This is a genomic window from Corynebacterium sp. HMSC073B01 (genome assembly GCF_001838255.1).
GTDB lineage: Bacteria > Actinomycetota > Actinomycetes > Mycobacteriales > Mycobacteriaceae > Corynebacterium > Corynebacterium jeikeium_D.
Genome location: NZ_KV836181.1, coordinates 1 through 11207 on the forward strand (window position 1 = coordinate 1; position 11207 = coordinate 11207).

At 57.7% G+C, this 11207-nt stretch carries 7 protein-coding genes, 1 pseudogene and 1 riboswitch; of the genes and pseudogenes, 5 read left to right on the forward strand and 3 right to left on the reverse strand.

What is annotated here, in order from left to right; translation table 11 throughout:
- Nucleotides 1–228 precede the first annotated feature (228 nt).
- On the reverse strand, nt 229–2538 hold the full coding sequence (gene metE, locus HMPREF2849_RS09075; RefSeq protein WP_070856098.1) for a 5-methyltetrahydropteroyltriglutamate--homocysteine S-methyltransferase: 2310 nt from the start codon (nt 2536–2538) through the stop codon (nt 229–231).
- A 38-nt stretch (nt 2539–2576) separates the two neighbouring features.
- Nucleotides 2577–2759: riboswitch (cobalamin riboswitch) on the reverse strand.
- Nucleotides 2760–2968: 209 nt separating this feature from the next.
- Between metE and HMPREF2849_RS09080 the strand changes: the two genes are divergently transcribed.
- Complete coding sequence (locus HMPREF2849_RS09080; RefSeq protein WP_070852091.1) at nt 2969–4090, forward strand: Dyp-type peroxidase; 1122 nt, start codon at nt 2969–2971, stop codon at nt 4088–4090.
- Between the two features lie 538 nt (nt 4091–4628).
- A pseudogene (locus tag HMPREF2849_RS11035) lies at nt 4629–4966 on the forward strand (IS256 family transposase); the annotation flags it as partial.
- A 103-nt stretch (nt 4967–5069) separates the two neighbouring features.
- Here HMPREF2849_RS11035 and ppk2 read toward each other — a convergent pair.
- Nucleotides 5070–5969: a polyphosphate kinase 2 gene (gene ppk2, locus HMPREF2849_RS09090; protein ID WP_005510168.1), complete on the reverse strand. Its 900-nt coding sequence runs from the start codon at nt 5967–5969 to the stop codon at nt 5070–5072.
- A gap of 154 nt (nt 5970–6123) precedes the next feature.
- On the opposite strand from ppk2, the gene HMPREF2849_RS09095 reads away from it, so the two are divergent.
- Entirely contained in the window at nt 6124–6600 is a 477-nt protein-coding gene (locus tag HMPREF2849_RS09095; RefSeq protein ID WP_049190643.1) for a DIP1984 family protein, read from the forward strand.
- 344 nt (nt 6601–6944) lie between these two features.
- Here HMPREF2849_RS09095 and groL read toward each other — a convergent pair whose 3' ends face one another.
- Nucleotides 6945–8570 (reverse strand): chaperonin GroEL, encoded by a 1626-nt coding sequence (groL, locus tag HMPREF2849_RS09100; RefSeq protein ID WP_038626677.1) that lies wholly within the window; start codon nt 8568–8570, stop codon nt 6945–6947.
- Between the two features lie 315 nt (nt 8571–8885).
- Between groL and HMPREF2849_RS09105 the strand changes: the two genes are divergently transcribed.
- Nucleotides 8886–10271: a dipeptidase gene (locus tag HMPREF2849_RS09105; protein ID WP_070862901.1), complete on the forward strand. Its 1386-nt coding sequence runs from the start codon at nt 8886–8888 to the stop codon at nt 10269–10271.
- Between the two features lie 239 nt (nt 10272–10510).
- Nucleotides 10511–11065, forward strand: coding sequence for a 2-isopropylmalate synthase (locus HMPREF2849_RS09110; protein WP_048731724.1), 555 nt, complete (start codon nt 10511–10513; stop codon nt 11063–11065).
- The last annotated feature ends 142 nt before the right edge of the window (nt 11066–11207 follow it).

Here is an 11207-nt window from a genome sequence, read left to right on the forward strand (position 1 = left end):
CCATGATGCAATGACCGCCTGACCCTACCAGCCATTTTTCGGACAATTTTTGCTATAAACGCGGTCAGTAACTCCATTGGCCCGCTGCCAGCCATAACCGAGGTCACTAACTCGCATTGGGGCTAAGTAGGGCTAAGTAGCAAAAGGTGCCCACCCGGCGACACGCCGAGCGGACACACTTTTTGCTACTTAACCCACTATTTATTTTGCGGCTATGCAGTTCGCGACTTACTCTGCTAGCTGCAACCGAGCCTGCTGAGCTGCGGCTACCAATACTTTCAGTGAAGCCGTAACCTCTTCCCAACCTCGGGTCTTTAGACCACAGTCCGGATTAATCCACAGCAGGTTGGGGTCAACGCTTTCAAGCGCATCTTCCACGAGCTGGTTGACTTCTCCGTCCGTCGGCACGCGAGGCGAGTGGATGTCCCAGACACCTGGACCAATCCCGCGAACGTATCCCTCATCTTTCAGCGCTGCGAGCACCTGCATACCGTTGCGAGCTGCTTCGATGGACGTGACATCGGCGTTGAGATCATCGACGGTGTCGATAAGCTCATTGAAGTCCGAGTAGCACATATGCGTGTGAATCTGAATGTCGTCAGCCACACCAGAGGTAGCCAGACGGAAGGAACCTACGGCCCACTTCAGGTAGGCGGGCTGGTCCGCTTCATTCAGGGGCAGCAACTCGCGAATGGCTGGCTCATCGACCTGCACGATTTGCGCTCCAGCGGCCACGAGATCTGCAATCTCATCGCGCAAAACCAGCGCAACGTTATCCGCAGTGTCACCGATGGGCTGGTCATCACGGACAAACGACCATGCCAACATGGTCACCGGCCCGGTGAGCATTCCCTTGACGGGAAGGTCAGTCATGTCTGCCGCTGCCTTGTACCACTGCACCGTCATCGGCTCTGGCCTGGTGATATCACCGTAGAGAATTGGCGGGCGCACACAGCGGGAACCATAGCTTTGGACCCAGCCATTGGTGGTGGCAAGGTAGCCGTCCAGCTGCTCCGAGAAGTATTGCACCATGTCGTTGCGCTCAGGTTCACCGTGAACCAGCACATCGAGCCCCAGTTCTTCCTGCTGTTCAATGGCAGATCGAATTTCAGCGAGCATTGCCGACTCGTAGTCAGCTGGGGTGAGCTCTCCCGTGCGCAGCTGCGCACGTGCACGACGAATGCTATTGGTCTGCGGGAAGGAACCGATTGTGGTGGTCGGCAGCGGAGGCAGATCGAGGGTCTCAGCCTGAGCCGCCTGGCGAGCCGCAAACGGGGAACGGTTACGGTCGCTATCCTCGATTGCCGCCAAAGCTTCACGAACTTCAGGCTTAACAATCCGCTTCGACTCTGCCCTCGATGCCAGTGCTGCCCGGGACTCCCTCAACACCTTCAAATCCGCGGCATCGAGTTGGCGGTCATTCAACTTGGCATCAAGCGCCCTCGCCAAAAGGGTCACCTCGGCAATTTTCTCATCGCCGAAGGCCAGCCACTGCAGCACCTCGGCATCTTCTTCGCTCGGGTTTTCCGAGGTCAGGGAGTACGGGACATGTAGCAGCGAACAGCTAGTCGACACCGCGATGGGGCCTCGGGCTGCCAGCTTCTCCAGCGTCGCCAGAGCTGCATCCAAGTCGGTGCGCCACACATTACGACCATCGACAATGCCCGCAACCAGCAGTTCCTTGCCGGTCCAACGCGGCAACTCGGAGCTACCTGCTACCAGGTCGCAACCAATGGCCTGCACGCCTGTGCCAGAAAGGGTTTCCAGCGCCTGATCACCATCACCAAAGTAGGTCTGCACCCACAACTTGGTATTCGCAGACTCCGCCACGCCGGCCAACTTCTCGTAGACCTGGCGAGTCCTAGCAAGAGTCACTTCATCGAGGTCAGTGACCAATACTGGCTCATCGAGCTGAATCCACTCAAAGCCCTTATCCCCCAGTTGAGCGATGATTTCCGCGTACGCATCGGTCAACTTTTCCAAAAGGCCAAGTGGGTTCGAATCATCGTCGGTACGCGACAGGCTCAAGTAGGTCACAGGACCAATCAAATGAGGGCGCAGCATGGTGGTGGCGCCATTGTTTAAGCTGCAGGAATCATCCAACCAGTCAGTGAGGTCAGAGGTAAATTCAGTATCGGCTGACAGCTCCGGAACAATGTAGTGGTAATTAGTGTCGAACCACTTGGTCATTGCGGATGCCGGTTGCGTCTTCGTACCGCGAGCGGCGGCGAAGTAGTGGTTGATCCATTCCGGTAGGTTGGAACCGTCCGTTTTCGGGACATTCTGGAAGCGGGCTGGAAGCACTCCGAGCAGCGCCGATGTATCCAGCATAGAGTCGTAGAACGAGCGCCCAATTGTCGGAACCGAGTCGATTCCTGCCTTCAGCGCTGCGCCAATGTAGCTATTGACAGTGTTGCGCGCCGTCGCGGCCAGCAGGCCGCCGGTCGCCGGGTCGCGCCAGTAGTTTTCCAGAGCTCTTTTGAGCTCACGATTACGCCCTATCCGCGGAATGCCCGCGAGGGTTGCGTGAATTGCCATGATCTCGTGATTTCCTCGTCAGTCGTGATCAGCATCGGATATGAAATTGCACAACCGGCAGGCATTCGGACTTGTCATCACTGCAAGATTGGTTATCAACGCGTCGGATAAACCAAAGCTCTGGCAGTGATGCTTACCGTTGCGGGACAGTTCCGGACTTGCACCGGGATTCCCCTGCATAACTCGAAGGCCTTATGCGCGCTAGGCTCAAAACACACCTTGCGCGGAAAACGTGCGATATGCAGCACTTTCCTTAATGAACACCTTCGAGGCGGCTGTGGATGTGAAGTATATCGCAATATACAAATATCTCATTCACTTAGCCCCCTCCCCGAGCCTTTGCTTTGATGCTCTCCTGCTGGGACCAAAGTGATTAAGCTCGTAGTCATAAAAGCTATTTATTCTACCTCTTTTCAAGGAGTGACCTCGAGTGACACAGGCTTCCGGACCTTCCCTGAGGGGCGCCAAGATTCCGTTCGATGGCCCGGTCCAGTCAGGCGTTGAACAGCCCGGCCAAGCACATCTCCGCCTCGTCGCATTCGATTTGAAGGACGGCATCGACGCAGCAGATCTGAAGGAACTGTTCTCCTCGCTTACCGACGTTGCCCGCCGCCTCACCCAAGGCCAGGACATCGAGGGGTATCTGGAACCGGAAATGGTCGCAGCCACTGCAAACCTGACTATCACAGCCGGTTTCGGTGAGCGCATCTTCGACGTCCTCGGCAAACCAGAGCGCAAGCCGGCTGGTCTGCACGATATCCCGTCATTCCAGCATGACATGCTCCGCCCTGAGTGGGGTCAGTCTGACTTCGCCCTGCAGTTGTGCGGTGATGACCTCGTCACCGTTACGGCCGCGTCCCGTCTACTGGAAAAGAAGGCGGCTCCGTGGGCTCGCGTGAAGTGGTTCCAGAAAGGCTTTTCCTACGCCTGGGGTTCGCAGCCTCACGGCGCTACCCCACGCAACCCGCTGGGTCAGCTCGACGGCACCGTCAACCCGTCCACTCCAGATGAATGGTCCGAACAGGTGTGGATCGACTCCAAGGACAAGGCGATTAACAACTCCTGCGTGATGGTTGTTCGCCGTATTGCGCTCGACTTGAACAATTGGGAGGAGCTCAGCACCGACGAACGCTCCATCGTTATCGGTCGTGACTTCCACACCGGCGCTCCTCTTTCCGGCGGCAACGACGAGTTCGATGAAGAGGACATGGACGCCGTCGATGACCAGGGCGAGTACCTCATCCACCGCCAGTCTCACTTGGCACTGTCCCGTGAGCAGGATGGCCAGCCTGACGACGCCCTGCGTCGCCGCGCCTATGCATACGAAGACCAGCCCGGTGAGCCAGCTTTCCCATTCGAAGGACCGAACGTTGGCCTGGTCTGGGTTGCATTCCAGAAGAACCCGGACAACCAGTTCAGCGCAATCCAGGCTCGTTTGGATCGCGGCGATTTGCTCAATGAGTGGAACCGTCACATCGGCTCCGCTGTGTATTGGATTGCCCCTGGCACCACCCCAGATTCCTACTGGGGTCAGGAGTTGATTGAGGGGTAAAGGCTGCAAGCTGGCGGCGAAAAACTGACTTGGCGGGCCAAAGCCTGACGGACTAAAAAGCTGACGGGCTGCAATGCTAGCTGGCCGACGCATCCGACGACTTGTGGCCACGCTATTCACCTATCGATGCGCTGCAGCGTGGCCACAAGTGAATAGCGCATCGACAAGTGAGAGGGCCTGGCCCGCAGCTTGCGCATAAGTGCCGAAAAACCATCGATAAGTCAGGAGAATACATCGATAAGTCCCCGAAAACTGGCCATAAGTGCCGGACAAGCCAACAACCTGCCCCTGCTTCAACCCAAGCCCCACTCCACCCCAGGGTTAAGTGACAATACGTCCGCATCCCCAAAAGTGTGTCTGATTTTCAGCATATCTGCTGATCAAGCTGCATAAAACGGGCTTAAATAAGGTTCCAGACCTTATTCAAGCCCGTTTCTTGTTCAATCCACCGGAATGGCTCCTACATGTGGTAGCAGGGTCTTGGTTGTCTTTCTGGGTGACTCATAACAGACCCCGATGCCCCGTATGCACTGGGCAAATGAAGAAAAACGGCACCACAACCAAAGGGACAACCAGGTGGCGGTGTAAAACCCTGACTGTGGAACCTCCACCACACACCGCCGCCTCGATCAGACCCAGACCCGGGATTTCAAAGCGTTTCACGCCTACGTCACCGGCACTGCTTCTTTAACCGAGGTCGCCGACACCTTGCACGTCTCCCGGCGCACGCTCGACCGCCGGTTCACCTCGTTGTGGCTCATCGATGTCCCCAGTACCCCAGCCCCCAACCGAATCTACGACCAAATCTTCATCGACGGCACCTACGCCGACGCCGGCTGCCTGCTCGTAGCCGCAAGCCGTGACCACGTCATCGCCTGCCAGCGCCGCCGCCAGCCATAAGAAAACGCCCGCCGAGTGCCTGAGCACTCCTACGGGCGTTTCTTCTAGACAAGAACTTTGTCAGTCACGGACCACCGAGCTAGTCACCAATCTGGTCACGGCCACGCTTAACAATCTTCGGGTCCGGAGTACCAACCAGCTCGTGGTCCTTCTCCGTGTACTCAAACTTGCTCAGCACGTAACGCATCGCGTTGATGCGGGCACGCTTCTTGTCGTTGGACTTAATGGTAATCCACGGGGACTCATCGGTATCCGTATAGCGGAACTGCTCTTCCTTTGCGCGGGTGTAGTCACCCCAACGATCCAACGAAGCGAGGTCCATCGGAGAGAGCTTCCACTGACGTACCGGGTCAACCTGGCGAATTGCGAAGCGAGTGCGCTGCTCCTTCTGGGTCACAGAGAACCACAGCTTGGTCAGCGAAATACCGGAGCCCAGAATCATGTTCTCCAGCATCGGAACCTCACGCAGGAACTCTGCATGCTGAGACTCAGTACAGAAACCCATCACGCGCTCAACGCCCGAACGGTTGTACCAAGAACGGTCGAAGAAGACGATTTCGCCAGCGCACGGAAAATGCTCAATATAGCGCTGGAAGTACCACGAGGTGGACTCACGCGGCGACGGCTTTTCCAGAGCCACAGTTCGAGCACCACGCGGATTCAGGTGCTCGTTAAAGCGCTTAATGGTACCGCCCTTACCAGCGGCGTCACGGCCTTCGAAGAGGATGATGTGCTTCTGACCAGTTTCCTTGGTCCAGTTCTGCCACTTCAGAAGCTCAATCTGCAGCTTCCTCTTAATAGACTCGTATTCCTTGCGCGTCATGCGCTCCTCGTACGGGTAGCCATCGCGCCAGGTATCAACCCGCTCACCGTCTGGAGTGACCAGTACCGGATCGTCCTCATCAGAATCATCGACGACGTAACCTTCGGTCTTCGCCAAATCGACGATGTGGAATTCCTCTTCATTCTTGTCAGCCATACCCCTTATCCTACTGAATTTCTCTACCACACGTCCCCCATGCGGGTGCCCTTACCTGCAATTTCCCAGCAGTTAACGTTCCGTCTTACCGAAATTGAGGGGGTGGGACTGCACGCAGCGACCGTCGATAAGCACTGCGCGTACAATAAATGCCATGTTGTTATCCGAGGCTCTTGCCGCACGATCCGAAGTTTCCGACCGGCTGGCTGAGATTAATCGCCGTCTCGCGCTGGTGGCGCAGGTGCAGGAAGGCGATACGCCTGATGAAGATCCGCAAGCGCTTATTGCCGAAGCCGAGCGTCTGATGGCGCGCTTCGAATGGCTGGTGCGCTCGATTAATGCCACGAATTCCGCTACTGCCTTCGAGGACGGAACGCTTAGCGACGCACTTGCGAAGCGCGACCACCTGCTAACACGGCGGCGGTTCTACACCTCCGCAGCCGATCAGGGCTCGGGTCGGCGGGATCGATACTCAGCTTCGGAGATTCGCTATGTCGCCACTGTGGATATCCGGTCGCTGCGCCAGAAAGCCGACAAGGCGGCGAAGGAATACCGGGACTTGGATACCCGTATTCAGCAGGCGAACTGGTCAACCGAGCTTATCGAGGCCGCGAATAAGCCGGCCGAATAGCAAAGTGGCAGGGTTCGGTAGCGAAACCAGAAGAATTTCACATTTTGATAAGTCGGTAGTTGCATCCAGATTGTCGGCGAGCGCGACGGCCTGTCTCTGGCCTTAAAGGGACACCTAAAGATCTCACCTGTACTGAGGCAGCAGGATTAATAACAGACAGTCCTCGTCATTGCGTACATGGGTACAGATCATCGGTTATTTTTCACTACCAAGCGCTGAGGCGTCTGATGCAACGAGGGTGGGTTCGGGGACTTAAAACTTTCTCAAGTTACACAGCAAAAAGCGCCGCTGAGGATTTCCCTCAGCGGCGCTTTTTAGGCTAACTCAAGCAGTCGGGACCTCTTTTAGAAGCCCATGCCGCCCATCTCGTCGCCACCCGGCATTGCCGGCATAGCCGGTTCCGGCTTGTCAGCGACAACAGCCTCGGTGGTCAGGAACAGAGCCGCAATGGAAGCGGCATTCTGCAGTGCGGAGCGGGTAACCTTCACCGGGTCGTTGATGCCAGCTTCCATCAGGTCGATGTACTCGCCGGTAGCAGCGTTCAGGCCTTCACCCTGCGGCAGGGAAGCAACCTTCTCGGTAACGACGCCGGCCTCGAAACCAGCGTTCAGAGCAATCTGGCGCAGCGGAGCTGCGAGAGCCGCACGCACGATGCGGACACCGGTTGCCTCGTCGCCGGTCAGACCCAGCTCGTCGTCAAGCACGTGCGAGACCTGCAGCAGTGCGGAACCGCCACCTGCGACGATGCCCTCTTCCACAGCAGCCTTTGCGTTACGGACGGCATCCTCAATGCGGTGCTTGCGCTCCTTGAGCTCGACCTCAGTTGCGGCGCCAGCCTTGATAACTGCAACACCGCCGGCGAGCTTAGCCAGGCGCTCCTGCAGCTTCTCCTTGTCGTAGTCGGAGTCGGAGTTCTCGATCTCAGCGCGGATCTGGTTGACGCGGCCCTCGATAGCGGACTGCTCGCCAGCGCCCTCGACGATAGTGGTCTCGTCCTTGGTGACGACCACCTTGCGAGCGCGACCCAGCAGCGGCAGGTCAGCGGTCTCGAGCGACAGGCCGACCTCCTCGGAGATGACCTGGCCATCGGTCAGGATAGCCATGTCCTGCAGCATTGCCTTACGACGGTCGCCGAAGCCCGGAGCCTTGACAGCGACAGACTTGAAGGTACCGCGGATCTTGTTGACGACCAGGGTGGACAGAGCCTCGCCCTCGACGTCCTCAGCAATGATCAGCAGCGGCTTGCCGGACTGCATGACCTTCTCCAGCAGCGGCAGCAGGTCCTTGATGTTGGAAATCTTGCCGGAAACCAGGAGGATGTACGGATCCTCCAGAACGGCCTCCTGGCGCTCCATGTCAGTGGCGAAGTAACCGGAGATGTAGCCCTTGTCGAAGCGCATACCCTCGGTCAGCTCCAGGTCGAGACCAAAGGTGTTGGCCTCTTCCACGGTAATGACGCCTTCCTTGCCGACCTTGTCCATAGCGGTGGCAATCAGCTCACCGATAGCCGGGTCAGCAGCGGAGATACCAGCGGTAGCAGCAATCTGCTCCTTGGTCTCAATGTCCTTAGCGGACTCCAGGAGCTTCTCGGTAACAGCCGTGACAGCCTTCTCGATGCCGCGCTTGATGCCCATCGGGTTGGAGCCAGCAGCAACGTTGCGCAGACCCTCGGAAACCAGAGCCTGAGCCAGAACGGTAGCGGTAGTAGTACCGTCACCAGCGACATCGTCGGTCTTCTTGGCAACTTCCTTGACCAGCTCAGCGCCGATCTTCTCGTAAGGATCCTCAAGTTCGATTTCACGTGCAATGGAGACACCGTCGTTGGTGATCAGCGGTGCGCCCCACTTGCGCTCGAGGACTACGTTGCGACCCTTCGGGCCCAGCGTGACCTTGACAGCGTCTGCCAGGGTATTCAGACCCGTTTCGAGACCGCGGCGGGCCTCCTCGTCAAATGCAATCATCTTAGCCATGAGGTTTGAAGAATCCTCCGTCTATTTATGTGGCACTTACATTGGAAGTTGACCCAGGCGCCCGCGACGGCATGTGATTCGAGGGAAGCGCCGCCCTCTCCATCACCGGAGTCAACACTGTACTTTTTAACGACTTTTCAACACTTGTTTCAGCACACGCATACACAAGGTGTGAAGTTGTTTTTATTAGCACTCAATTAGAGCAAGTGCTAATTCACTTTTCTAGCACTCAACCCCATCGAGTGCAAGGTTAAGCACTGTCACTCCTGGCGTCACTTCCAACGCCATCATGGTTGTGCGCCTACACTGTCGCACATGAGCATTATTAATAAGGAACTCACGGAGACCCTGCGAGACCACATCTCCAGCCAACGCGAGACCATCCGCACCCAGCTGACCGAGCTGGTGGCCTTCCCCTCCGTACACGGCACCGAAGAAACCAAGCAGGCCTGCATTGACGCAGCTCAGGCGGTTACCGACATGTACGCAGAGCTGGGCATCGAACTGGAGGCGCACCACACCGTCGACGGCTCGATTGCACTGTCGGGTTTCGTCCCCGGGTCGTCGGAAAGCGCGAAGACCGTACTGCTCTACTCCCATTACGACGTTCAGCCGGCGGGCGACGAATCCGCCTGGACCGCAGATCCATGGACGCTCGACGAGCGCGACGGTCGCTGGTACGGCCGTGGCACCGCCGATTGCAAGGGCAACGTGGTCATGCACCTAGCTGCGCTGCGCGCGCTGCGTGACGACGCACTTGCGGGCCGCGTCGATCTGCCAAACATCAAGCTCATCGTGGAAGGCTCCGAGGAGCGCGGATCGGCGGGCCTGAACAACCTCATCGCCACGCAGCCGGAGCTTTTCGACGCCGACGTCATCCTCATTGCGGATGTCGGCAATGCCGAGGTTGGCCAGCCGACACTCGTGACCACCCTGCGCGGCACCGCCGATGTGGAAGTTCGCGTCGATGCGCTGGAGCAGCCGGTGCACTCGGGCATGTTCGGCGGCGCAGCTCCGGATGCACTGGCGGCGTTGATTCGTATGCTCGACAGCCTGCGCGATGAAAATGGCTTTACCTCTATTGACGGCCTGGACTGCTCGCAGCGCTGGGAGGGGCTGGACTACGCGCCAGAGACTTTCCGCGCCGACGCAGGTGTACTCGACGGCGTGGACCTAATTAGCAACGAGGACGCTTCCGTCTCTGACCTGACCTGGGCTCGCCCGTCTGTGATTGTGACCGGAATCGACTGCCCACCAGCGACCAATGCTGTCAACGCAATTTCATCGACTGCTATGGCGCACATCAACTTCCGCATCCCAGGCGGCGTCGACCCGGCCGAAGCACAGGAGGCACTGGAGAATCACCTGCGCGCGCATGCTCCGTGGGGCGTGAAGGTGACGGTCGAGCGCGACGAGCTAGCGAACCCATTCCGGGCCAATGTTGAGGGCAAGGTTGTGCAGCTGGTTGCCGACAGCCTGTCGGCCGCCTACGGCAAGGAGACGGCAAGCATGGGCGAGGGAGCCTCGATTCCGCTGTGCGCCACTTTGCTGGAGGCCGTACCAGGTGCTGACATCGCACTCTACGGTGTGGAAGAGCCACAGGCCCGCATTCACTCGGCTGATGAATCGGTCGACCCGAACGAGATTCGCGACATCGCTATTGGCGAGGCGGTTTTCCTGGCCTCTGTCAACGGAATTTAACGGGGACAGCAAAGAATCCACCAAAGATATTGATTGAATGACTTGTGTCACATCTTTTACCTGTAGTAAGGTTCCACCCATGCAGCAGAACATTCTTATTCGAGTAGCGAAGGCTACGAACCCCGGTGGAGGCCGACAGGACTGACCCCTCCACACGGGGTCTCTGGCCGCAACTTCTCAAAGCACTTGGTTGGTCCGCCACTCACAGCAAAAGCAACTAAGCAAAGGACCAGAAAAGAATGTTTCCCACTCGCACCCAGAAGAACATGTCCACTTCGACGACGTTCACGGGCAAGCGCCCTTCGTTGGAGCACCAGGACGACGGCAATGTGCGAACTTATTCCGACGATCCATTTAGGGCTCGATTCGGACATCGCCTGCCTCGAGGCTTAAGGCAAGAAGCTCGTGGCATGAACTGGCAGAAGTTCAAGGACACCTACTCCCCCACGAGCGGCCCGGTTCAGATCAAGAATTTCGAGGCAACCCGCGGCACCCTGGGGCGCTGGAATTTCAACGCTGACTTAACACTGACCGACAAGGACGACCACACCCACACCTTCACCCAGGAGATTACCGCTATGGGGCCGGTGTCGGCTTGCACTAATCTGCTGGCTGATGCAGGTTACCGCGTGGAAATCGTGGAATTCCACCAGTTCGAAATCTTCGAAGCTACCGCTACCTTTGTCTATGCAGGTCACAACAATGACCATGTGTGGACCATGGGCTTCGGCCAGACTCCGGAGGCTTCCGTGCTCTCCGCTTTGGTCTGCGCTGCTAACCGCCTGCATGGGTAGGACGCGGATGCTGCTCGTTTAGTAAACGGGGGGTGTCCCTATGTTTTTGTCAAGTGCCAGACCGATGTTGACGAGCACAGTCTTGGGAGTAGTTTCTTAGGCGTGCCTAGGGGGTTAAGTGACAAAAAGTGTGTCCGCTCGG

Excerpts from the sequence above, each read along its gene's own strand:
- metE (WP_070856098.1), bottom strand. The coding sequence starts at position 2,538 with ATGGCAATTCACGCAACCCTCGCGGGCATTCCGCGGATAGGGCGTAAT.
- HMPREF2849_RS09095 (WP_049190643.1), top strand. The coding sequence starts at position 6,124 with ATGTTGTTATCCGAGGCTCTTGCCGCACGATCCGAAGTTTCCGACCGG.
- HMPREF2849_RS09105 (WP_070862901.1), top strand. The coding sequence starts at position 8,886 with ATGAGCATTATTAATAAGGAACTCACGGAGACCCTGCGAGACCACATC.
- HMPREF2849_RS09110 (WP_048731724.1), top strand. The coding sequence starts at position 10,511 with ATGTTTCCCACTCGCACCCAGAAGAACATGTCCACTTCGACGACGTTC.
- ppk2 (WP_005510168.1), bottom strand. The coding sequence starts at position 5,969 with ATGGCTGACAAGAATGAAGAGGAATTCCACATCGTCGATTTGGCGAAG.
- groL (WP_038626677.1), bottom strand. The coding sequence starts at position 8,570 with ATGGCTAAGATGATTGCATTTGACGAGGAGGCCCGCCGCGGTCTCGAA.